Annotated in this window: 24 protein-coding genes; 7 read left to right on the plus strand and 17 right to left on the minus strand. The window is 67.8% G+C overall.

Translation table 11 applies throughout. From position 1 onward, the window contains the following. Positions 1 to 45 precede the first annotated feature (45 nt). On the plus strand, positions 46 to 885 hold the full coding sequence (locus AMYAL_RS0115280; protein ID WP_020632177.1) for a helix-turn-helix transcriptional regulator: 840 nt from the start codon (positions 46 to 48) through the stop codon (positions 883 to 885). A 9-nt stretch (positions 886 to 894) separates the two neighbouring features. After that, positions 895 to 1,488: a hypothetical protein gene (locus AMYAL_RS0115285; RefSeq protein ID WP_020632178.1), complete on the plus strand. Its 594-nt coding sequence runs from the start codon at positions 895 to 897 to the stop codon at positions 1,486 to 1,488. On the opposite strand, the gene AMYAL_RS0115290 is transcribed toward AMYAL_RS0115285, so the two are convergent. After that, positions 1,481 to 2,371 (minus strand): ANTAR domain-containing protein, encoded by an 891-nt coding sequence (locus AMYAL_RS0115290; protein ID WP_020632179.1) that lies wholly within the window; start codon positions 2,369 to 2,371, stop codon positions 1,481 to 1,483. The genes AMYAL_RS0115285 and AMYAL_RS0115290 overlap by 8 nt on opposite strands. Before the next feature lie 129 nt (positions 2,372 to 2,500). On the opposite strand from AMYAL_RS0115290, the gene AMYAL_RS0115295 reads away from it, so the two are divergent. Then, complete coding sequence (locus AMYAL_RS0115295) at positions 2,501 to 3,259, plus strand: ANTAR domain-containing protein (RefSeq protein WP_020632180.1); 759 nt, start codon at positions 2,501 to 2,503, stop codon at positions 3,257 to 3,259. A 4-nt stretch (positions 3,260 to 3,263) separates the two neighbouring features. Here AMYAL_RS0115295 and AMYAL_RS0115300 read toward each other — a convergent pair whose 3' ends face one another. From AMYAL_RS0115300 to AMYAL_RS0115310, 3 genes are read right to left on the minus strand one after another with little or no spacing between them, the layout of a single operon-like run. Then, positions 3,264 to 5,117 (minus strand): CheR family methyltransferase, encoded by a 1,854-nt coding sequence (locus AMYAL_RS0115300; RefSeq protein WP_020632181.1) that lies wholly within the window; start codon positions 5,115 to 5,117, stop codon positions 3,264 to 3,266. Further along, a complete protein-coding gene (locus tag AMYAL_RS0115305; protein WP_020632182.1) occupies positions 5,114 to 5,719 on the minus strand; it encodes a chemotaxis protein CheB in 606 nt (201 codons plus the stop codon). The genes AMYAL_RS0115300 and AMYAL_RS0115305 overlap by 4 nt, the downstream gene beginning before the upstream one ends. 35 nt (positions 5,720 to 5,754) lie before the next feature. Then, positions 5,755 to 6,120, minus strand: a complete 366-nt coding sequence (locus AMYAL_RS0115310; protein ID WP_020632183.1) for a hypothetical protein — start codon at positions 6,118 to 6,120, stop codon at positions 5,755 to 5,757. Between the two features lie 244 nt (positions 6,121 to 6,364). Here AMYAL_RS0115310 and leuA point away from each other — a divergent pair, with 244 nt between their 5' ends. Beyond that, on the plus strand, positions 6,365 to 8,122 hold the full coding sequence (gene leuA / locus AMYAL_RS0115315) for a 2-isopropylmalate synthase (protein WP_039793994.1): 1,758 nt from the start codon (positions 6,365 to 6,367) through the stop codon (positions 8,120 to 8,122). A 337-nt stretch (positions 8,123 to 8,459) separates the two neighbouring features. On the opposite strand, the gene AMYAL_RS0115320 is transcribed toward leuA, so the two are convergent. After that, the gene (locus tag AMYAL_RS0115320) at positions 8,460 to 9,104 is read right to left on the minus strand and encodes a peroxiredoxin-like family protein (protein WP_020632185.1); all 645 of its coding nucleotides are present in this window, start codon (positions 9,102 to 9,104) and stop codon (positions 8,460 to 8,462) included. Between the two features lie 58 nt (positions 9,105 to 9,162). Between AMYAL_RS0115320 and AMYAL_RS0115325 the strand changes: the two genes are divergently transcribed. Continuing rightward, complete coding sequence (locus AMYAL_RS0115325; protein ID WP_026467096.1) at positions 9,163 to 9,768, plus strand: TetR/AcrR family transcriptional regulator; 606 nt, start codon at positions 9,163 to 9,165, stop codon at positions 9,766 to 9,768. Here the strand turns inward: AMYAL_RS0115325 and AMYAL_RS0115330 are convergent. Next, positions 9,725 to 10,663 carry a LysR family transcriptional regulator gene (locus AMYAL_RS0115330; protein WP_020632187.1) on the minus strand — a complete coding sequence of 313 codons (939 nt, stop codon included), beginning with the start codon at positions 10,661 to 10,663 and terminating at the stop codon, positions 9,725 to 9,727. The genes AMYAL_RS0115325 and AMYAL_RS0115330 overlap by 44 nt on opposite strands. Before the next feature lie 87 nt (positions 10,664 to 10,750). Between AMYAL_RS0115330 and AMYAL_RS0115335 the strand changes: the two genes are divergently transcribed. Continuing rightward, positions 10,751 to 11,674, plus strand: a complete 924-nt coding sequence (locus AMYAL_RS0115335; RefSeq protein WP_020632188.1) for an EamA family transporter — start codon at positions 10,751 to 10,753, stop codon at positions 11,672 to 11,674. On the opposite strand, the gene erm is transcribed toward AMYAL_RS0115335, so the two are convergent. Both erm and AMYAL_RS0115345 read right to left on the minus strand, forming a co-directional pair. Then, entirely contained in the window at positions 11,577 to 12,305 is a 729-nt protein-coding gene (gene erm, locus AMYAL_RS0115340) for a 23S ribosomal RNA methyltransferase Erm (protein WP_020632189.1), read from the minus strand. The two genes, AMYAL_RS0115335 and erm, sit on opposite strands and share 98 nt — an antisense overlap. Positions 12,306 to 12,489: 184 nt before the next feature. Further along, positions 12,490 to 13,188: an SDR family oxidoreductase gene (locus tag AMYAL_RS0115345; protein ID WP_020632190.1), complete on the minus strand. Its 699-nt coding sequence runs from the start codon at positions 13,186 to 13,188 to the stop codon at positions 12,490 to 12,492. Positions 13,189 to 13,274: 86 nt separating this feature from the next. On the opposite strand from AMYAL_RS0115345, the gene AMYAL_RS0115350 reads away from it, so the two are divergent. Beyond that, a complete protein-coding gene (locus tag AMYAL_RS0115350) occupies positions 13,275 to 13,838 on the plus strand; it encodes a CGNR zinc finger domain-containing protein (protein WP_020632191.1) in 564 nt (187 codons plus the stop codon). On the opposite strand, the gene AMYAL_RS0115355 is transcribed toward AMYAL_RS0115350, so the two are convergent. The 9 genes from AMYAL_RS0115355 to AMYAL_RS0115395 all read right to left on the minus strand — a co-directional run bounded on the left by AMYAL_RS0115355 (position 13,831) and on the right by AMYAL_RS0115395 (position 22,399). After that, complete coding sequence (locus tag AMYAL_RS0115355) at positions 13,831 to 14,472, minus strand: SDR family oxidoreductase (protein ID WP_084702121.1); 642 nt, start codon at positions 14,470 to 14,472, stop codon at positions 13,831 to 13,833. The genes AMYAL_RS0115350 and AMYAL_RS0115355 overlap by 8 nt on opposite strands. A 144-nt stretch (positions 14,473 to 14,616) precedes the next feature. Then, complete coding sequence (locus AMYAL_RS0115360) at positions 14,617 to 15,735, minus strand: ABC transporter ATP-binding protein (protein ID WP_020632193.1); 1,119 nt, start codon at positions 15,733 to 15,735, stop codon at positions 14,617 to 14,619. Continuing rightward, the gene (locus tag AMYAL_RS0115365; protein ID WP_020632194.1) at positions 15,732 to 16,727 is read right to left on the minus strand and encodes an ABC transporter ATP-binding protein; all 996 of its coding nucleotides are present in this window, start codon (positions 16,725 to 16,727) and stop codon (positions 15,732 to 15,734) included. Before AMYAL_RS0115365 ends, AMYAL_RS0115360 begins: the two co-directional genes overlap by 4 nt. 7 nt (positions 16,728 to 16,734) lie before the next feature. After that, positions 16,735 to 17,670, minus strand: a complete 936-nt coding sequence (locus tag AMYAL_RS0115370; protein ID WP_020632195.1) for an ABC transporter permease — start codon at positions 17,668 to 17,670, stop codon at positions 16,735 to 16,737. Continuing rightward, the gene (locus tag AMYAL_RS0115375; protein ID WP_026467097.1) at positions 17,667 to 18,668 is read right to left on the minus strand and encodes an ABC transporter permease; all 1,002 of its coding nucleotides are present in this window, start codon (positions 18,666 to 18,668) and stop codon (positions 17,667 to 17,669) included. The genes AMYAL_RS0115370 and AMYAL_RS0115375 overlap by 4 nt, the downstream gene beginning before the upstream one ends. A gap of 87 nt (positions 18,669 to 18,755) precedes the next feature. Further along, complete coding sequence (locus AMYAL_RS0115380; RefSeq protein WP_483413472.1) at positions 18,756 to 20,429, minus strand: ABC transporter substrate-binding protein; 1,674 nt, start codon at positions 20,427 to 20,429, stop codon at positions 18,756 to 18,758. Between the two features lie 231 nt (positions 20,430 to 20,660). After that, positions 20,661 to 21,146: a hypothetical protein gene (locus tag AMYAL_RS0115385; RefSeq protein ID WP_020632198.1), complete on the minus strand. Its 486-nt coding sequence runs from the start codon at positions 21,144 to 21,146 to the stop codon at positions 20,661 to 20,663. A gap of 101 nt (positions 21,147 to 21,247) precedes the next feature. After that, the gene (locus tag AMYAL_RS0115390) at positions 21,248 to 21,685 is read right to left on the minus strand and encodes a DUF2304 domain-containing protein (RefSeq protein WP_020632199.1); all 438 of its coding nucleotides are present in this window, start codon (positions 21,683 to 21,685) and stop codon (positions 21,248 to 21,250) included. Between the two features lie 12 nt (positions 21,686 to 21,697). Further along, complete coding sequence (locus AMYAL_RS0115395) at positions 21,698 to 22,399, minus strand: glycosyltransferase family 2 protein (protein WP_093976596.1); 702 nt, start codon at positions 22,397 to 22,399, stop codon at positions 21,698 to 21,700. Positions 22,400 to 22,434 lie beyond the last annotated feature (35 nt).

Below are 22,434 nucleotides of genomic sequence, written 5' to 3' on the forward strand. Positions count from 1 at the left end.
AGCGGGTACACCCACGCGGCCGTGAGGGAACTTAGGCTCGAAGTCATGGAAAGCCTCGGTGTGTACCTCAAGAGCCGTCGTGACCGGGTGACCCCCGCCGAGATCGGCCTGCGCACCTACGGCACCTCCCGCCGCGTGCCCGGCCTGCGCCGCGAGGAACTCGCCCAGCTCGCCGGGGTGAGCGCCGGGTACTACACGCGGCTGGAGCAGGGACTTGCCGAAACCGCTTCACAGCAGGTGCTCGACGCGCTCGCCCGCGTGCTCCGGCTCGACGACGTCGAAACCGGCCATCTGCACAACCTCGCCCGGCAGTCCGCGCTCCCGGAACTGTCCGACCCCGGCCCGGAAGACCCGCATCCTCGCGTCCTCGCGCTGCTGGAGAACCTCGCCGAAGCCGTGCCCGCCGTCGTGCTCGGCAGACGCGGCGACGTCCTCGCGTGGAACCGCGCGGGGCACGCGCTCACCGCCGAACACGTCGGCTTCGACGCGCCGCGGGATCCCGGACGACGACCGTCCGTGCCGCGGATGTTCTTCCTCGACCCGCTCACCAGGAACCTGTTCGGCAACTGGGCCGAACTCGCCCGCGTCCACGTCGCCTATCTGCGGCTGACCGCGGGCCGGTATCCCACCGACGCCCGCCTGGCCGGGCTCATCGGCGAACTGACCATGCGCAGCGACGAGTTCGCGACGCTCTGGGCGACCGGCGACGTCGCCGACTGCACCGTCGGCGCCATGCGCCTGCGGCACCCGACGGTCGGCGCGGTCGACGTCGACTACCAGGTGTGGCTCCAGCCCGACAGCCCCGGCCACCGGCTGGAGATCTACACGCCGAAGGATCCGGGATCCGCCGACGCGCTGAAGATCCTGACCCGATTTGATCGCTAACCTGGGGTCATGGGGGCTTTGCGCTGTCTTGTCCGCAACGAATCCCGCACGATGGCGGGTCTTTGGCTGTATTTGAGACGCCGCAAAGACGGCGTCGACGGAGACGCCGTCGCGGTGCCGTACGGCGCGAACGGCAAGGCGATCTTCATCGTCCTGGCGGTGGCGAGCGCCGTCGAGGCGGGTCTCTTCTGGCTGATCGACTTCGGCATCGTCGTCGACGTGGTGCTGCTCGTCTTGGGCGGGTACTCGGTCCTGCTGGTGTTCGGGGTCTACGCCGGCACCGTCGTCCGGCCGCACGTGGTCTCGTCGCGCGAGGTCCGGGTGCGCTACAGCTCGTTCTACGACGTGCGGATCCCGAGAGAGAACGTCGCCGCGCTGCGGCACTCGAAGGAAAGCCACGACCCGCTCAAAGCGCAGAAGTTCCGCGACGGAACCTGGCTCAGCCGCGACAATTTCTACGAGACGAACCTGGTCGCCGAACTGCGTGACCCGGTCACGGTGACCCGCCCGCTCGGCAAGACCGAGACCGTCCGCGTCGTGAAGTTCCAGGCCGACGACCCGAAGGCCGCCGTCGAGGCGTACGAACGGCTCGCCGTCAGTTGAGCCCGCGCGACCGGGCCACGATCTCGAGCGCGACCTCGGTGATGCTCTGGTTCCGGACGAAGGCCCGCGCGCGGATGAGCGCGAGCGCGTCCGCGGCGGTGCACTCGTCGGAGATCATCACCGCTCCCGTGGCCTGATGCACCACGAGGTGCTGATCCACTTCGTCGAACAGCGGATGCGGGGGCAGCCCGTCACCGGAGGGCTCGTCGAGCCGCAGCGCCGTGGCTGTGAGGACTTCGGCCACCGAACCGACCGATCGCGCGGACACGGGATCCGGTTCCGCGCCGGTCCGGTACGCGGTGAGTGCTCCCAGCGGAAGATCGATCGCGCCCAGGCGGGCCGAAGCCACCGCCCAGATCCCGAGTTCGCGCACGGCGGGACCAAAGGTGGGCCATTCGCGCGTCAGCGCCTCCTCACCGCAGACGCTCAGCGGGGCGGGGCGGATCATCGCCGTCCTGGAGGGCCCTTCGCCGATGACGTATTCGAGGTCGTGCGCCGCTTCGGCGATCGGATCGGAAGAGGCGACCGCGGCCTCGACGTTGTTCCTGCCGAGCAGGGTCACGGTCATGCTCCGGCTGCCGGACGCCTGAGCGACCGCCGTCATGAACTTCGGCGGCAGCGTGCGCGAATCCCGTGCCGCCCAGGACTCCAGGGAGTCGGCGTGCGTGGCGTGCAGCTCGGCCGAGGCGCGGTGACGGCGTTCCGTGTCCCGGTGGAGTCCGGCCATCCGGCGGTGGAAGGGCCGCATTTCCGTACCGGCCGTTTCGATCAGGCCTTCGTGCCGCTCGGCGCGGCTCGCGGCACGGATCGCGCGGCCGCGCTCCTCCTCGACGAACCTTCGCATCGCCGCGGGAGTGTAACGACCGTCGAAGCCGTCCTTCATGAGAGGAGCGTACGCCTTGCCATATCCCGCCGAAGAGACCCGAACGGCTGAGCGAAACGGGGTTCCACCTCACCCGCAAGGGGTCTAGCGTTGTCACCCCACGCCTACGCGCCCAGGAAAGGCCGTTTGATGCGGAACCGAGAAAAGTGGGTCGCCGACACGTTGGTCGAACTGGCCGACACTCTGGTACCCGCTTTCGATCCGGAAAACTATTGGCTTTGCGTGGCCGACAGATACCAGCAGTTGGTCCCCCTGTCCTCCATCTCGCTGGTCGCCGACAGCAGGCAGGCGGCCCAGCCGATCGTGGTGAACACCGACGAACGACTGGGTACGCCCGAGATGACCGGACTCCTCGCCGAGGAGGGGCCCGGTATCGACTGCCGCACCGGCGGGCACATCGTCAACGTGCGTCTCGACGATGTACCTGTCCGCTGGGAGAAACTGGTACCGGCCGCGCTTTCCCTCGGCTACCTGTCCGTGCACGCGTTTCCGATCCGGCGCCGCCTGGACGTGCTCGGCACCGTGACGATCCTGACCACCGGCACCGTCCACCTGCCCACCGCGGACGTCCTGATCGCGGACGCGCTCGCCGACGTCGCCGCCACCGCCATGCTGAACCACCACGCGATCACCGAACTGACGAGGACCACCACGCAACTCCAGGGAGCGTTGTCCAGCCGGGTGATCATCGAACAGGCCAAGGGGCTGGTATCCGCCCGGCTGGAGATCGATCCCAGCGCGGCGTTCCTCTTGCTGCGCCGTTACGCGCGCGGCCACAACCAGCGGATCGGCGCACTTTGCGAGCAGCTGGTCGCCAGGCGGATGACGGTTTCCGAACTGGTGGCCGCGGTCCCGAAACACGTGACGGGTCAAGGCCGCCGCCGGTGACCCCTCAGGGCCGTGGTCGCTTCTCCATCAGCAGCACGACTCCGCCGCCCATACCGTCCAGTGGCGAACAGCCGACCGAGGCCACGAGCGCCCGCCCCCTCCGGTCCACCGAGTCGATCTCGACCCTGGCCGAGCGGTGCCCGGTCCTGTTGCAGGTCTCGACGGCGTCGCGGAGCCCTTCGGTCGGCAGGCCGAAATCGAGGGAGAAGAAACCCTCACGGTAGACCTCGTCGGCGCGCAGCCCCCAGAGTTCCTCCGCGCCGCGATTCCAGCTGCGCACCAGGAGATCACCGTCGAGCACGATCACCCCGGCCTCGACGCTGGAGAGCACCCCTTCGAAGAAGAGGCGGGTCTCGTCGAGTTCCGCCGTGCGGATGCGCATCTCCTCGTTCATCGTCTCCAGTTCCTCGTTACCGGACTGGAGTTCCTCGTTCGTTGTCTCCAGTTCCTCGTTGGTGGACTGGAGTTCCTCGTTCGTCGTCTCCAGCTCTTCGATACTCGACTGGAGTTCCTCGTTGACCGTTTCGAGTTCGGCGTTCGTGGATTGGAGTTCCGCGTACGCCGCCGCGAGATCTTCCTGCACGCGCTTGACCTCATGCTGGAGGCGGGTGGCCTCCGTGGTGTCGATGAAGGTGATCGCGGCGCCGATGTCCTCGCCGTCGATGGTGATCAGCGGCCGCACGACGATGTCGAAGTACTGCGGGTCGCCGCCGGGCTTCTGCCGTCGCACGGAGTTGACCCGGACGCTGCGGCGCTCGCCATGGGTTTTGTCGATCACGGACCGGAGTTCGATCGGCCGGTAGGAGACTTCGAGGTCGTGGAACGGCCTGCCCACGTCATGGGAGGAGAGACCGAACTGCAGCCGCGCCGCGCCGTTGATCAACGCGACCGCGCCGTCGCGGTCGATGCCGAGCACCGAATCGGGCGACGAGGCGAACGCGAGTTCGCTCACCAGCCGCCTTCGGCTGACGTCGTGCATTTTCCCACCCGTCCGGCCTTCGAACCGGGGAGTCTTCGGAGCGACCGTCCCGTCGGCCCGGATCTTGAACACCCGGTTCCTGATGTTGGCGGCGTCGAACCGCACGCCGTCGGAGAGCAGCATCTCGGCCTTCCCCAGGAGCAGGTAACCGCCTTCATTGAGCGCGAAATGAAATCTTTCGATGATCTTCGCCTGCGCCTCGACGTTGAAGTACATCAACGTGTTGCGGCAGGCGAGCAGGTGCACGCGGGAAATGGGCGCGTCGCGCGTGATGTCGTGCCTGCCGAAGATCACCCGGCGGCGCAGGTCACGGCGGAACACGAACCGATCGCCGATCGGTTCGAAGTATTTCTTCAGCAGGTCCGGGGGCAGCATCTCGAGTGCTTTCCGCGAATACACCCCGGCCCGTGCCTCGCGCAGCGCCTCTTCGTCGACGTCGGTCCCGTAGATCTTGACCCGCCCGGTGCTCGCTTCGAGCCCGATCTGCTCGGCGAAGACCATCGCGAGGGAATACGCCTCTTCCCCGCTCGAACACCCGGCGCTCCAGATCCGGATCTCCTCGTCGTCCGCGACCGATTCCACGATTTCGGGGACGACGGTGGTCCGCAGGTGCTCCCAGGCCTCGGGATCCCGGAAAAAACTCGTGACGTTGATCAGGATGGTGTTGAAAAGTTCGAGGAATTCCTCGGCGTTGGTCTCCAGGAAATCCCGGTAGTCGGCGTACCGGTCGAACTGCACGGCCTGCATGCGCTTCTGGATGCGGCGGGCGAGCGAAGTCCGCTTGTAGCCGGTGAAATCGAAACCCCTGGAGTCCTTGATGAAATTCAGCAGGATTTCGAGATCTTCGGTTTCGTCGCGTTCGCCATCAGGTGCGGTCATGACGATCTCGTTCCCTTCACCAGGCCCACGAGAGCGCCCGCTACGTCGGCCAAGGGCAGCACCAGATCGACTGCCACGGCATTCGCCACGGCTTGTGGCATACCCCGGAATTCGGCGCTCTCCGGATCCTCGGTGACCACCGTACCGCCCCGCGACTTCACCGCGGCGGCGCCCGCCGCACCGTCGGATCCGGTCCCGGTCAGCACACAGACCAGCGCGGAGGGACCGTAGGCGATGGCGACGGATTCGAAGAGCAGGTCGGCCGACGGCCGCACGAATTTCACCTGTTCGGTCGCCGAAAGAGCCAGTGTGCCACCGGGTTTCACCAGGAGATGCTGATTCGGCGGGGCGAGATAGACGACGCCCGGCTCGGTGCTTTCGCCGTCCTCGGCCAGCTTGATCCGCAGGGGTGACCGGCGGCCGAGGATCTCCGCGAGCACGGTTTTGTGGTGCGGGTCCAGGTGCTGGACCACGACCAAGGGCAGCGGAAAGCCGGCGGGCAGGGCGCCGAGCACCGCGATGAGTGCTTTGACTCCGCCCGCCGAGGATCCGATGGCGACGATCTCGATGGCCGCCGCCTCGATGCGACTGGGGCCGAGCATCCTCCGAGCCTAGTGCTCCGAGGGCGTGCTGTGTGCTAAGCGGAACCGCCCACACGACGGATGATCTTCGCGAGAACGCCCGTGACCACCATCCAGAAGACCGCGGCGATGCCGTAGTTGATCAGCACGCGAAGCTTGGCGTCTTCGGGCATGAAGAGATCCTTGAAGCCAAGCAGGAGCCCGTCGGCCCAGCCTCGGGCGAACGACACGATGCCGTTGTCGGGATTCGCCTCGCCGATCACGAAGACGACGTGCAGCACCAGGATCGCCGCGAAGACCAGCCCGACCCAGCGGACGACGCTCGCCAGTATCCCGGCCGCGCGCCCGCTCCCGGCCCGCCAGTCGACCTTGCGCCTGGTCTCCTGATCAGCGGTTTCCTTCTCTTCAGCGTGCTCGCCCATGCCGGGCAGTCTGGCACGCCCCCTGGTCCGATTGCTACCCGCGAGTAACCCGAATGGGCGCCACTCTGGTCACGGTTCGATCGCGGGCCGGGTTTCCTTCCGGGCGATCTCGCGGTTAAGGTGGCGTCGTGGCTCGAGCTCTCCTGCTTCGCTGCCGCGACGGGGCCTGATCGGACCGGCTCCCCGTCGCGGGGCTTCGTGGTGCCGGTCGTCGCACCCGATTCTTCAGGAGAACCGTCCCCTCATGAGCATTCGCAAGCCCACTCGTCCTGCCCCTTCCGAGCAGGCTTCGTGGAACACCCAGCGCGGCACTTCGATGCCCGTCCATCGCTACCGCCCCTGGTACGACCTGGTCGAGGACATCGCCCTGCCCGACCGCACCTGGCCGGACAAGCGCATCGACACCGCCCCCCTGTGGTGCGCGGTCGACCTGCGTGACGGCAACCAGGCCCTGATCGACCCGATGTCGCCCGCGCGCAAGCGCAAGTTCTTCGACCTGCTGGTCCGCATGGGCTACAAGGAGATCGAGGTCGGCTTCCCGGCGGCCTCGCAGACCGACTTCGACTTCGTCCGCGAGATCATCGACGAGGGCGCCATCCCGGACGACGTCAGCATCCAGGTACTGACCCAGTGCCGTCCGGAGCTGATCGAGCGCACGTTCAAAGCACTCGAAGGAGCGCCGCGCGCGATCGTCCACATCTACAACTCGACGTCGATCCTGCAGCGTCGCGTGGTGTTCCGCGAGGAGCGCATCGGCATCACGAAGATCGCTTCGCAGGCGGCCGAGCTGGTCGTCGACTACGCGGCGAAGCAGCCGGACACCGATTTCCGCTTCCAGTACTCGCCGGAGTCCTACACCGGCACCGAGCTGTCGTACGCGCTCGAGGTCTGCAACACGATCACCGAGATCTGGCAGCCGACGCCGGAGAAGCCGGTCATCCTGAACCTGCCCGCCACCGTCGAGATGGCGTCGCCGAACGTCTACGCCGACTCGATCGAGTGGATGCACCGCAACCTGGAGCGCCGCGACTCGGTGATCCTGTCGCTGCACCCGCACAACGACCGCGGCACCGGCATCGCCGCCGCCGAGCTGGGCTTCCAGGCAGGCGCGGACCGGATCGAAGGCTGCCTGTTCGGCAACGGCGAGCGCACCGGCAACGTCGACCTGGTCGCGCTGGGCATGAACCTGTACAGCCAGGGCGTCGACCCGCAGATCGACTTCTCCGACATGGACGAGATCAAGCGGACCGTCGAATACTGCAACCAGCTGCCGGTGCACGAACGCAGCCCGTGGGCAGGCGACCTGGTGTTCACCGCGTTCTCCGGCAGCCACCAGGACGCGATCAACAAGGGCCTCGACGCGCTGAAGGCCGCCGCCGACAAGGCGGGGACGCCGGTCGACGAGCACCCGTGGGAGGTCCCGTACCTGCCGATCGACCCGAAGGACATCGGCCGCAACTACGAGGCCGTGATCCGGGTGAACTCGCAGTCCGGCAAGGGCGGCGTCGCCTACATCATGAAGGCCGAGCACCAGCTCGACCTGCCGCGGCGCCTGCAGATCGAGTTCTCGAAAGTCGTCCAGCGCCACACCGACACCGAGGGCGGCGAAGTCGACCCGGCCACGATGTGGAACGCGTTCTCGGCCGAGTACTTGGAGCTGAAGACGCCGCTGGAGCTGGTGCGCCAGCACGTACGGGACAACGGTGACGGCGAGTACGACATCACCGCCACCGTGCGGGTCGAGGGTGACGAGCACGAGGTCACCGGACGCGGGAACGGCCCGATCGCGGCCTTCTTCGACGCGCTGTCGACCGTCGGCTTCGACCTGCGGCTGCTGGACTACAGCGAGCACACGCTCACGCCGGGCGACGACGCACGGGCGGCCTCGTACATCGAGTGCGCGATCTCGGACAGGGTGTACTGGGGCATCGGGATCGACCCGTCGATCGTGACCGCTTCGCTGCGGGCCGTCGTGTCGGCGGTGAACCGGGCGAACCGGTAATTTCCGGCTTTGTCCGTGAAGGCCTCCTTCACTACCTTGAGGGTAGGGAAGGAGGCCTTCACGGCCTTTGCCGTGAGGTAAGGCGAGGACGGAGCACCAGCCGCTCTTCCGGCGATCATGCGGGCCCTGACGCGCGTTGCGAAAGCCACTTTCGCAACGTTGAAGGTTGCGAAAGTGGCTTTCACAACAGCTCTCTGGTCCCTCAAGGGGGCCTTCACGGACTTCTGCCGGGCTCGCCCGTGACCGGTGTCGCGAAAGCCACTTTCGGGACATCAGACGTCACGAAAGTGGCTTTCGCGACGCGCTTCGGCCACGGACGCCGAGAGCGTCCCCGGTGTTACTGGCTCGCGTTGCCGCGAAGGGCTTTCACCGCGGCCAGGACATCGGCCGGGTCGGTGCGGGTGGTGTAGTCCGGATGGACGTCGATGTAGCGGATGACGCCTTCCCCGTCGACGACCAGGACGGTCGGGTACGGCAGCTCCCATTCCCGCGCGCCGTTGATCTTCTCGACGTCGCCGATGAGCGCATCGAAGGTCGGTTTGAGCTTCGGGTCCTGGCGGAACGTGATGCCGAGCGCGCGGCCGAGCTCATTGTCCACATCGGACAGGACGGCGAACTCAAGCTCCTTTGTGGACAACGAGTCGTCCGGCAGCTGCGGACTGATCGCGACCAGCTTGACCCCCAGATTCTCCAGCTCCGGCAGCAGCTCCTGCTGATACGCGCGCAGGGCGAGGTTGCAGTACGGGCACCACGCGCCGCGGTAGAACACCACGACCGCGGGCCCGTCCGCGACCCGGACCCGCGCGCCACCGGCGTCCGGCAACGTGAAGTCCGGCATCGCCGCCCCCGGCTTCACCGCCGCCTCGGCGACCAGCCCGACGAACTTCTCCCGATCGGCCTTGAGCACCGGCGCCACCTCCGCCGGCACGTGCTCCGCGACGGCGACCCGCAGGTCGGCGAGGTCGGTGTTGAGATCCCCCATCATCGGCTCCTTTCGTTGTACTGATCGGTACAGTGAGCCCGACTGTACTATTCGGTCCATGGGTGGTCAACCGGCGAAGACCCCGCAGGGGCGGATGACGAGGGGCGCGATCGTCGACGCGGCGGCGGAACTGATGTACGTCAACGGCGTCGCCGGGACGAGCGTCGACAAGGTGCTCGCGGCGAGCGGGGCCGGGAAATCGCAGATGTACCACTACTTCAAGAACAAGGATCAGCTCGTCGAGGCGGTCATCGCACGCTTCCTGGAGAGCATCCTCGGCAACCAGCCGACCATCTTCGAGCTGCACGACTGGGCCGACTTCGACCAGTGGGCCCAGGAGATCCTGGCCATCCAGACCACACCCAAGGGCCCGATCGCCTGTCCGCTCGGCAACCTCGCGGGCGAACTCGGCGACAACCCCAAGATCGCCCCACTGCTGGACAAGGCCTACCGCGAATGGGAGTCACACCTCGAACGCGGCCTGAAGTCCTTGCAGGATCAGGGAAAACTCGCCGAGGACGCCGACCCGGCCCGGCTCGCGCAGGCCGCGATGACCTGCGTCCAGGGCGGCCTGCTGATGGCGCACCTGCGGCACGACATCACGCCGATCGCCGACGCGCTCAAGATCGCGCTGGACCACCTGAAGAGTCACGCCCGCCCGTGAGCGCCTCGACCTCGTCGGCGAGCGCGTCGAGCACCTTCGCCACCGCGGGCCGCGAGGACGCGCCCAGCCGGCAGACCGCCTCGACGTGCCGCGCCGCCTTGATCCCGGCGAGCGGACGGCAGACCAGGCCGCTGCCGCGCCGGGTGTCCACTGTGTACCGGGGCAGCAGCGCGATCCCGTGCCCCGCGGCCACCAGTCGTTCGATGATCCGGAAATCGTTGATGCGCTGCACGACCCGCGGCCGGACACCGGTGCGGATGATGAGCGACTGGAGGATGTCGTCGACCGGGAACCCGGCGTTGACGCTGATCCAGCTTTCGTCGGCCAGTTCGGCGAGTTCGAGGCGTCGGCGCTTCGCGAGCCTGTGCCCGGTGGGGAGCGCGACGTCGAGCGGCTCGCGCAGCAGATGCCGCGACTCCAGCCGCTCCGAGCCCAGCGGCGGCGCGTGCTCGTCGCGGTGCGCCACCACGATGTCGTAGTCCGCGACGAGTCCCGGCACCTCGGGCGGGGTCATGTCGACGTCACGCACGATGACGTCCAGGCCGTCGAACTCCGCCGTCCGGTGCAGCAGTCCGGGCAGCAGCATCAGCCCGGCCGACTGGAAGATCGCCATCCGGACCCGGCCGCGCGGGGCGCTGCGATAGGTGTCCAATTCGGACTCCGCGCGGTCGAGCGCGGCGAGCACGTCGTCCGCGCGGGCGACCAGCGCGCGGCCCGCGTCGGTCAGCCGCAGCCCGCGCCCCGCCGGTTCGGTCAACGCGAGACCCACGTCACCCTGCAGGGCACGCAGCTGCTGCGAAACCGCGGACGGCGTGCAGTGCAACGCCTTCGCGGCCGCCGTCACGCTGCCGCGGTCGGCGAACTCCCGCAGGGTCCGCAACCGGCCGATGTCCATCCCGCCAGCATATGTGAAGCGAAACTGAACGGTCGCTGCAAATATTCTCGCTGGTCCTAAATGGTCATCCCACGTAAGAGTGAAGACATGCCCGCCCGCGACCGTTTGCTCGCCCTGCTCGTCGTCGTCCTCTGGGGCTGCAACTTCCTCGCCATCCACGCCACCCTCGGGCAGTTCCCACCCGTCTTCGCCGGCGGGCTGCGCTTCGCGGTCATCGCGATCCCGACCATCCTGTTCGTGCCGTGGCCGAAGGTGAAGATCCGGCACCTGCTCGGCTACGGGCTGGGCTTCGGCACCGGGCAGTTCGCCTTCCTTTTCATCGCGATGGACACCGGCATGCCGACCGGCCTCGCGTCGCTGGTGCTGCAGGCCTCGGCACCGTTCACCGTCCTGCTCGGCGCCGTCTTCCTACGGGAACGCGTGTCCGGACGGCAGCTCGCCGGGATCCTGCTCGCCGTCGCCGGGATGGCGACGATCGCCTGGCAGCAGGCCGGTAGCGCCGCCCTGCTGCCAGTGATCCTGACCCTGCTCGGCGCGCTGAGCTGGGCTTTCGGCAACCTGAGCACCCGGCAGGCGGCACCGGACAACCCGCTGAACTTCGTCCTCTGGATGTCCGTGGTGCCGCCGCTGCCGATGTTCGCGCTGTCGCTGGTAATGGAGGGCCCCGCCGAGATCGGGCGCTCGCTGAGCACCCTCGGCACGACCACCGGGCTGATCGGCCTCGGCGGGCTCGCCTACGTCGTGCTGTTCGGCACCATCGTCGGCTCCGGGATCTGGACGTCGCTGATGCGCCGCAACCCGGCGGGCGTGGTCGCGCCGTTCTCCCTGCTGGTACCGGTGGTCGGCCTGTCGATGGCGTTCCTGGTCCTCGACGAGCGGCCTTCCCTGGTGGAGATCATCGCGGCGGCCGTCGTCATCGGCGGTGTCCTGTTCGGTTCGACGAAGCGCCGCGTACGCGAGCCGGACTTCCTCGCCGAAGCCGAAACGCCTCAGCCCACTGGGGTGCGGTGAGCCTTTTGGGCTGGGCGCCGCGCCCGGTGAACACCCGCCGCACGAAGTCCTGGTAGCGCGCACGATCCGCCCCGTCGACCAGCGGACGCTCGCGGCGGGCCATGGCCAGCAGGCCGCCGTCGACGCCGGGCCGGGGCCGGAACGCCGCCGCGGGGACCCGGCCCGCCAGCCGGAAATCGAACCAGGGCCACCACTGCGCGGTCATCATGGTCGCGCCGCCGACCCCGGCCCGCCGTCGCGCCACCTCCCACTGCACGAGCAGGACGGCGTCCGTCCAGCCAGGCGCGGCTAGCAGGTGGCGCAGCGTCGCGGTGGTCAGATGGAACGGCAGATTGCCGACCACCACGTACGGCGTCTCCGGCAGGGTGAACCGCAGGAAGTCCGCGGTGACGATCTCCGTGGACGGCCGGACCCGTGCCGCCAGCCGGGCGGCGCGGCGGGCGTCGATCTCGACGCCGGTCAGCGGCCTGCCGAGCCGTTCCAGTGGCAGGGTGAGCGCGCCGTCGCCGGTGCCGAATTCGATGATCGGCCCGGCGGTCGCGGCGGCGAGCCCGACGACGGTTTCGATGGTGTTCCGGTCGATGAGGAAGTTCTGGCCGAGTTCGTGACGGCCAGGACGATGTGTGCGCAAGGGATCTCCGCGGCTTCGAGGTGAGCCGGGCAGCACGAAGCAGACCCGGTGACGACTCGCTCGGGCGGCGGTTCCTTGCCTAAATACGCAGGATCCGCCGCTAGGCGCGGCGGGTCCTGGTGAACGCGGAAGCACACATGGCGGCGAAGCTACCCCGTGCCGGAGTGCCTCCGCCAACGGTTTTCTACCCGGCGATCCGGCTGGTTCCGAGGTGTTCGACCGGGCAGGACAGCGCGGCCTTGACCCGGCGGGTGAGCTCGTCGGTGAGCACCTCGGTCTCGCCCTTTTCGAGGCCGTCGACGACCTGGCGGGCGACGTCGCGCGGGTCGTTCTTGGGTATGTCGAAGCCCTGCGTCATGTCGGTGTCGGTGTAACCGAGGTGGACGCCGACGACCTGCGTGCCCTGCTCGGCGAACTCGATCCGGAGCGAGTTGGTGAGCGACCAGAAGGCCGCCTTCGACGCGCCGTAGGACCCCGAGCCCGCCGCCCACGACAGGACCGAATGCACGTTGACCAGCGCGCCACCATCCTTGAGCTGGGGCGCAAACGCTTGCGCGACGCGCAGCGCGCCGAAGACGTTCGTCTCGAAGACCGGGCGGTGCGCGTCGACGTCTTCGGAGAGCAGCGAGCCGAGCCCGATGACGCCGGCGTTGTTGAAGACGATCGTCGCGTCGCTCGTCCTGGTGGTCAGCGCGCGGACGGACTCCGGGTCGGTGACGTCGAGCGGGAGCGGGACGATCCGCGGATCGGTCTCCTCGCGCGGAACCCTGGCCGTCGCGTAGACCTTGGCGGCGCCGCGGGCGAGCAGTTCGGCGACGAACGCCTTGCCGAGCCCGCGCTGCCCGCCGGTGACCAGGACGACCGCACCCTCGATGGTGGTCATGACTTACTCCTTGACAGAAGTGTTCAGATTTTGCCTCTGTCGTCAGGATGGCGGCACGGGACGACAGAGTCAAGTACGCTTGACCTATGTCATGGACCGCGACGGACCGCTACCGGTTACGCACCGCCCCCTCGGGGCTGGCGCTCGTTCAGGACTTCCTCAACACGAAAGCGATCAAGGCGCACGGCCTGGACCTGCTGAGCGACGCCGATCTGGCTCGCCCCTGGGCCGCCGAGGCGCTGGCGGAATGGTCGAAGACCCGAGACTCCGACGTGCCCGAGATCACGCTGGGCCCAGGCGACCTTCGCGGGCTCCGCGATCTGCGGGAGTCGTTCGTTTCGCTCTTGGACGGCGACGACACGGCCTTCGACAAGCCGATCAAAGCGGACCTGGCCCTGCGCGACGGTGTCGTCCGGCTGTTCCCCTCCGGCGCCGGACGGCAGTGGCTCGCTTCGGCGCTGTGGACGGAGACGCTGCTCGCGCAGCAGGCCGGGATCTGGCCGCGGCTGAAACTGTGCCGTCTCGACGGCTGCCGTTCGGCGTTCTACGACGTCTCGCGCAACAACAGCGGGGTCTGGCACGACGTCCGGACCTGCGGGAACGTCGCGAACCTGCGGGCGTCGCGGGAACGGAAGAAAGCGCTCAGCTGAGTGCGGCGAGCGCCGACGGGATCGGGATCTCACCGCCGATGACGTCGAACCCCTGGTTCTCGGTGAGCGGCTCGTCGAGGGTCGCGACCAGGACCGCGGCGACGTCGGCGCGGGAGATGTGCCCTGGTTCGAGGTGACCGCCGAGCTTGACGCGGCCGGCGGGCTGGTCGTCGGTGAGCGTGCCTGGCCGGACGATCGTCCAGTTCAGGCTCGACCGGCGCAGGACGCTGTCGGAGATCTGCTTCGCCATCAGGATCGAGCGCACCAGGCGGTCGCCCTGATCCGGCGAATCCGCGAACTGCGCGGAAAGCTGCACGAACCGCGCGACACCGGCCTTCTCCGCGGCACGGATCGCGGTGATCACGCCGTCGCGGTCGACGAGGTCGACCGAGGCCTGATCCGGATCGGGCGCGCCGATCGCGCTGATCACGACCTCGGAACCGGCGAGCGCCTCGACGAGGTCGTCCGCGTCGGCGGTGACGTCCGCGACCACGGTTTCGGCGCCGAGCCCGGCGACCTCCTCGGCGCGGCGACGGCTGCGCAGCCCCGCCCGCACCTGATGCCCCCGTCCCCGCAGAAGCCGGACCACGTGAATCCCCGTCCGCCCCGACGCACCCAGCACTGTGACCCGCATGACAGGAGAGTCTGCCTGATCACGCCCGCCCTCGCCGCCCACGCATTTCATCCGCTGAATGCGGCAAGTCCGTGAAGGCCTCCTTCCCTACCTTCAGGGTAGGCAAGGAGGCCTTCACGGACCGGACAGGCAATGCGGGACGAACTAGAGGATCTCGGCCGCCGAGCCGACGTCCGGCAGCCCGCCGACGTCGGGGTTCAGGTCCCCGGCCTCGACGAGTTCCGCCTCGACCGCGTGCGGTTTGATCCGCCCGTCGCGGATGTCCTCCGCGTAGTGGCACGCGACCCGGTGCCCGGCGCCGATCTCCCGCAGCTGCGGGCGGTCGGTGTCGCACAGGCTCTGCTGCTTCCACGGGCACCGCGTGTGGAACCGGCACCCGGACGGCGGCCGCGCCGGCGAGGGCAGGTCACCGGCGAGCAGGATCTGCTCCCGGCTGTCCTCCACCGTCGGGTCCGGCACGGGGATCGCCGAGAGCAGCGCCCGCGTGTACGGGTGCAGCGGGTTCTCGTACAGCGTGTCGGCGTCGGCCTCCTCGACCAGCGAGCCGAGGTACATCACGCCGATGCGGTCGGAGATGTGCCGCACCACCGCGAGGTCGTGCGCGATCACGAGATACGTGAGCCCGAGCTTCTCCTGCAGGTCCTCCAGGAGGTTGACCACCTGCGCCTGCACCGAGACGTCCAGCGCGGACACCGGTTCGTCGGCGACGATCAGGTCCGGCTCGACCGCGAGCGCCCGCGCGATGCCGATGCGCTGACGCTGGCCGCCCGAGAACTCGTGCGGGTACTTCCGCAGCGAGGACTCCGGAAGACCGACGGCGGCAAGGAGTTCACGCAGCCGCTTGGCGGTCGCTTCCTTGTCCTTGTCGAGGCCGTGCGCCTTCATCCCTTCCGTCAGAATGGATTCCACCGACTGCCGAGGGTCCAAAGAGGACATCGGGTCCTGGAAGACCATCTGCATCCGGCGGCGCGCCTTGCGCAGTTCCTCGCCCTTGAGCCCGGCGACGTCGGTGCCGTCGAAGACGACCTTGCCCGCCGTCAGCTCGGTCAGCCGGAGGATCGCCCTGCCCAAAGTGGACTTCCCGCAGCCGGATTCCCCGACCAGGCCGTAGGTCTCACCCTTGTGGATGGCCAGATCGACGCCGTCGACGGCGAACACGTGCCCGACCGTCTTGTCGACCACAATGCCGCGCTTGATCGGGAAGTGGACCTTGAGGTCTTCGACCTCCAGGAGCACTTCCTGCGCCGGTACCGTGTGCGTCATCGGGCCCCTCCTTGTGCGGCCACGGCCGGGATCACCGGGTTGTGGCAGCGCAGCAGCCCACCGCGATCGGGGGTCAGCTGCGGTGAAACCTCCCGGCATACGCCGAGAGCGTTCGGACAGCGCGGCGCGAACGCGCAACCGCCGTCCCACGGGATGTTGTCGGCGACGGATCCCTTGATGGGGATCAGTTTCTCGCCGCGGCCCGCGTCGAGACGCGGGATCGAGGCGAGCAGGCCGTGCGTGTACGGGTGCCGCGGCTCGGCGAACAGCGCGTGCCGCTCCGCCCGCTCGACGATCTTGCCGCCGTAGAGCACGTTGACCTCGTCGCAGAGACCGGCGACGACACCGAGGTCGTGCGTGATCATGATCAGCGCGGTCCCGGTGTCCTGCACCAGTTCCCGCAGCAGCGCGAGGATCTGCGCCTGGATCGTCACGTCGAGCGCGGTGGTCGGCTCGTCGGCGATGAGCAGCCGCGGACGGCACGCCAGCGCGATCGCGATCAGCGCGCGCTGCCGCATCCCGCCGGAAAGCTGGTGCGGGTACTCGGAAAGCCGCCGCGACGGGTCGGGGATGCCGACCTTGTCCAGCAGTTCGACGGCTTCCTTCGACGCCACCTTGCGCGACATCCCGCGGTGCCGTTCCAGCACCTCGGTGATCTGCAGCCCGATCGGGATGACCGGGTTCAGCGACGACAGCGGGTCCTGGAACACCATGCCGAGGTCACGGCCACGGCGGTCCCGCATTTCCTTGTCCGACAGGCGAAGCAGATCCGTGCCTTCGAACGACACCGAACCGCTGACCTGGTTGCCGCGTTTCGCGAGCAGCCGCATGATCGCCAGCGAGGTCACGGACTTGCCGCAACCGGACTCGCCGACGAGACCGACCGTCTGGCCGGGTTCGACGTCGAAACTGATCTCGTCCACCGCGGTGAACGGCTTCTCGCCGCGTCGCTGGAAAACGACCTTGAGGTCACGTACTTCGAGGAGTGCCATCTTCAAATCACCGCCTGTTCTTCGGATCGAGGGCTTCCCGCAAGGACTCGCCGAGCAGCGTGAAGCCGAGCGCGACGATGATGATCGCGATGGCCGGGTAGTACGCCAGCTCGGGGCGGATGTCGAGGAACTGCCGAGCGCTGCGGCTCAGCATGATTCCCCATTCCGCCCGGTTCGGGTCCGGGTCGCCGAGACCGAGGAACGACAGCGCCGCCGCCTCGAGGATCGCGGTCGCCAGGGTCAGCGTGGCCTGCACGATGACCGGGCCGAGCGAGTTGGGCAGCATGTGCCGCAGCACGATCGTCCCGCGCTTGACGCCGAGCGACGTCGCCGCGAGCACGTGGTCACTGTTTCTCTGCGCGAGCATCGAACCGCGCAGCAACCGCGCGAAGATCGGCACGCCGACCATCGACACGGCCACGATCACGGTCCACTGGCTCGGCTTCTGGAACAGCGCGGCGACCGAGATCGCCAGCAGCAGCGACGGCACCGACAGCATGACGTCGACCAGGCGCATGAGCACCGTGTCGACCCAGCCGCCGAAGGCACCGGCGAGCCCGCCGATGATCATGCCGACCACGACGCCGATGACCGTCGCGAGCACACCGACCAGCAGGGTGTTCTGCGCACCGACCAGCAGCCGCGAAAGGTAGTCGCGGCCGAAGTCGTCGACACCGAGCGGGAAACCGGCCTGAGCGCCGGGGATGATGCCCTGGCCGAGGATGACCTCGCTCTGCAGGTACCGCTCGTAGGGGTCCTTCGGCGCGATGAACGGCGCCAGGATCGCCACCAGCAGGAACAGGCCGGTGATCACGCCGCCGGTGATGGCCACCGGGCTCCGGAGCATCCGGCGCAGCGCCTCGCCACCGAGGCTGTGCCCCTTCGCCGTCGACGCGGCGAGCTTGTCGATCGGCTCCTTCTTCTTGTTCAGCAATGTGTTCATCGGACACGCACCCTCGGGTCGATGAGCCCGTACGAGACGTCGACCAGCATGTTCACCAGCACGTACACCAGCGCGCCGAACAGCAGCAGCGCTTGCAGACGCGGGTAGTCACGCCGTTCGATGCCCTCGGCGAGCAGGAAGCCGAGGCCGCGGAAGTTGAACACCCGCTCGGTCAGCACCGCGCCACCGAGCAGCGCGCCGGTCTGCAGGCCGATGGTGGTGACCACCGGCAGCAGGCCGTTGCGGAGCACGTGACGGCGCCGGACGATCGGCTGGGTCAGGCCCTTCGAGTTGGCCGTGCGGATGAAGTCCTCGTTCAGCACGTCCAGCACCGACGCGCGGGTGATCCGGACGATCACCGCGAGCGGGATGGTGGCCAGCGCGAACGCGGGAAGGATCAGGTGGAGGATCGCGTCCCAGGCGGCGTCCCATTCCTGGGTGATGATGCCGTCGAAGACCGCGAAACCGGTGACGGTGGTGGCGTCGAGACCGGCCATCTGGCGGCCCTGCGAAGGAAGTCCCAGCGGGGCGGCGAGCGCGTCCTGCATCATGTAGCCGAGGAAGAACACCGGTACGGCGACACCGACCAGGGTCAGCACGATGATGACGTTGTCGATGGCCCCGCCGCGGAACCGGGCGGCCAGGTAGCCGAACGGGATGCCGAGGCCCACCGCGATGAGCATCGCGCAGAAGCCGAGTTCGAGAGTGGCGGGAAGGAAGTTCCCGATCTCCGACATGACCGGCTGGGCGGAGACCAGCGAGTTGCCGAAGTCGCCGGTGATGGCCCGGCCGAGGAACTTGAAGTACTGGATGAAGATCGGATCGTCGAGGCCGAGGATCCGGTTCAGGTCGGCGATCTTCTCCGGGGTCGCCTTGTCACCCAGGAGTGCGCCGGCGGGGCCACCGGGAAGAGACCGGAGCCAGGCGAAGATCAAAATGGACAGGATCAAGAGCGTCGGTATCGCTTGTAGCAGCCGACGCACGAGAAAACGGAGCACGTGCGTTCCTTTGTTGCCAGCCCTGGGAATGGACCACAGGGGGCGGGCGCGGTAGCGCCCACCCCCTGATGGCTCAGTGGTGGTGGATCAGTTGACCGTGACGGTGTAGAAGCGCTCGTCGGTCAGCGGGCTGGCAACCAGGCCCTTCACCTTCGGGCCGACGACGATCGCCGGGGGGCCGTAGGCGATGGGGATGGCGGGCAGGTACTCCATGATCTTCTGGTTCGCTTCCTGGTACGCCTTGGTGTGCGCCTCACCGGCGGTCGCGGCGTCCGCGGCGGCCAGCGCCGAGAACAGTTCCGCGTTCTCGAAGCCGAACTCGGCCTTCTTGCGGGCGAAGAAGGTGCCGACGAAGTTACCGGCGTCGTTGTAGTCACCGGTCCAGCCGAGCAGGTGGACGTCCTGCTTGCCTGCCTTCTGCACGTCGTCCTTGTAGCCACCGTTCCACGGCTTGGCGATCGGCTCGACCTTGATGCCCATGGCCTTCATGTCCTCGGACAGCGAGGTGAAGATGTCCGCCGGGTTCGGCATGTACGGCCGGGAGACCTCGGTCGGGTAGTAGAACTTCAGCGTCATGCCCTCGGCGCCGGCTTCCTTCAGAAGCTGCTTGGCGCGGTTGAGGTCGTACGGGTACTTGGTGACGTTCTCGTTGTAGCCGTCGATCGCCTTCGGCACGAACTGCGTCGCGGTCTCGGCACCCTCGGGGAGCTTCGACTTCACGAACTGGTCGCGGTTGAGACCGTAGGCCAGCGCCTGGCGGACCTTGAGGTCCTTCAGCTTCGGGTTGTTCGCCTGGTTGATGCCCAGGTACAGGATGTTGAACGACGGGCGGATGAGCACCTGCTCGCCGTCGTTGCGCAGCAGGCCGTAGTCCGCGGGCGACGGGTAGTCGAAGCCCTGGATGTCGCCGGCCTTCAGCGCCTGCTTGCGGGCGTTCTCGTCCGGGATGACCTTGAAGACCAGCTTGTCGAGCTTGGCCGTCTGGGTCGGCGAGTCGGTCGCCTTGGAGAGCGTGATCTCACCCTTGGCCTGGTCCCAGCTGTCGAACTTGAACGGGCCGGTGCCGGTCGGGTGCTGCAGCGCGTACTCCGGGTAGGAGAACGAGTCACCGCTCTGGGTGACGTTGTCCGCGTTGTACTTCTTCAGCGCGTCCGGGCTCTGGATCGAGAACGACGGCAGCGTGAAGGCGGCCGGGAAAGCACCCTTGGCCTTGTTCAGGTTCAGGATCGCGGTCGACTCGTCCTTGGCCTGGCAGTCCTTGAACACCGGGGCGCCGGAGGCGTCGCCGTCGTTCTTGGCGAAGCCCTCGAAGACGTCGCCGTAGTAGATCATCTGGCTCTGGGCCGCCGCGCCCTTCATGTTGAACATGCGGTTGAAGTTGAAGCAGACCGCTTCGGCGTTGAACGGGGTGCCGTCGTGGAACTTCACGCCCTTCTTGAGGCTGAAGGTCCAGGTCTTGCCTTCGTTGCTGCCTTCCCACTTCTCGGCCAAGCCGGGCTCGAGGTCCGCGGTCCCCGGCTTGTTCATGATCAGCGTGTCCATCATCTGGCGGATGATGCGGAAGGTCTCACCGTCGTCGTTGAAGAGCGGGTCGAACGTCTTCGGGTTACCGGCGGCGCCGAAGACCATGGTGCCTCCTGAGCCACCCCCTGCGCCTTCTTCACGCTTCGAATCGGCACAGGCGGAAATGGAGACCGCGAGTGCGCCGGCAAGCCCGATCAGGGCCACACGGCGTGCTCGGGTCACCCGCAGTTGCTGCATCTGGCACCCCTTGAGGAGATATTTCGGTGTTTGGGCACCGCCGGCGTCGATCGGAAACTCGAACTCCGCGGACGATCGGTGTGCCCGCCGACACTAGCGGGAACTCAGCCCGCACTTAAGCACGCGAGGTTACGATCGCGCTACACGAAGGCCAATACGACCGCAAAGTGTCCGCAATTCCGCACTTAGTGTAATCAATTCCGGGACTCTAACGCACAGAGTGCCGGTCCACTAACTCAAATGGGTGTCCACCACTAGGCTTGTTGGATCACTGACAGAAGTGGACAGAGACACCACGGAATCCGCCGCGGCACGGGTTCCGTCGACGGCGAACCAGCCCCGTTCGAACAGCTGCCAGCGCCGCAGATCGGCCCGCGATTCCTCGCCGTCCCGCCCGGCGGCGCGGTCGAGGCGCTCGGCCTCGCTCCCACCGTCCACCCAGGTCAGCAGGGACAGAGACGGCCGCATCCGCGCCCTGCCACTGGAAACACCCTCCAGCACCAGTACTTCGGGGACGCCGATTTCGACCTCTTCACCGGGCATCGGGACACCGGTGGACCAGTCCACGCGCCGGTAGCGGCCGGTCCTGCCCACGCGCAGCGGGGCCAGGACACCGGTTTCCAGTCGTGGCCACCACGAAACGGGCTCTTCCCAGGTCGCGAACTCATCCGTGCTGACCAGCGCCACCTGGACGTCGCGACCGGCGAGTTCGGCCACGATCTTCCCGGCCAGGGTGGATTTCCCGGCCCCTGAAGGCCCGTCGATCGCGAGTACGCGGACGGTCCCCAGCCTCGGCGGGGCAGCCAGAAGAGCGTCGATCAGCGTGCGCGTGCGGGGCTCACTTCGGGGAGCCCTTTGACGTTGTCGGGCGTCGCCGTCCGTGCTTCGAGCGCGGCGACGCGTTCTTCCAGGTCACGCTGGGCGTCGGCGAGTTCGCAGCGGAGCAGCGCGATCTCCTCGACGGAGGTCCGGACCTCTTCTTCGAGATGCCCGACCTCTGTCGAAAGATGCAATGCGACCAGCGCGAGAACCACACCGGCCAAGAGGAATACGAAGTTCGACGGCGTCTGGACGCCGGTAACGCGCGCCAGGAAGTCGGCGGCCTGCGGAACGAGGGCGAGCACGACCACACCGATGGCGAGGACAAGCCAAACACCCGCGTACTTTTCCCGCAGTTTCCGCCGTCGCATCATCTCGAGGACGACGAACAGCACCAGACAGGCGACGACGATGCTGAGAATGCGCCAGCCAGCCATGATCAGCTCCTTTTACGCCGAATCCGACGAGTCGACGGCGGGACGGCGGCGCACCAGCGCCAGCAGCAGGGCGAGTCCGGCGCGGCCGAGGTAGACGGCCGATTTCACCGGGGAATGGCTCGGTGTGCCACCGGCCCGTTCCCGCATGATCACCGGGATTTCCTTGATCTTCAGTTCGGCGCGGATCGCCATCACCAGCGATTCGACCGTGTCGCCGAGGTATTCGGCCGGGTAGTACGCGGCGAACATTTTGATCGCGCGCGGGCCCATCGCCTTGAAACCGGAGGTCACGTCGGTGAGCTTGGTCTTCCCGAGCCGGGAGAAAACGAACGAGAGCACGACCATCGCGTATTTCCGCGGGCCGCTCGCCTTGTACGCGCCCTTGCCCGCGAAACGCGAGCCGATCGCGATGTCGGCGTCGTCGAGCGCGCCCAGCAGGGCGGCGACCTCTTCGGGGTCGTGCTGACCGTCCGCGTCCACCTGCACGACGACGTCGTAGCCGCGGGCGGCCGCGTACCGGAAGCCGGTGCGCATCGCCCCGCCGACGCCGAGGTTGACCGCCAGGCGCGCCACCTCCGCGCCCGCCGCACGGGCGAGCTTGGCCGTGTCGTCGGACGAACCGTCGTCCACCACCAGCACGTCCATGCCCGGCAAGGACTGCTTGACCTGGGAAATGACCTCGCCGACGCTGGCCTGCTCGTTCAAGGCAGGCATCACGATGAGCACGCGACGGGTGGTCACGGACGTAC

It is taken from the genome of Amycolatopsis alba DSM 44262, assembly GCF_000384215.1.
Lineage (GTDB): Bacteria > Actinomycetota > Actinomycetes > Mycobacteriales > Pseudonocardiaceae > Amycolatopsis > Amycolatopsis alba.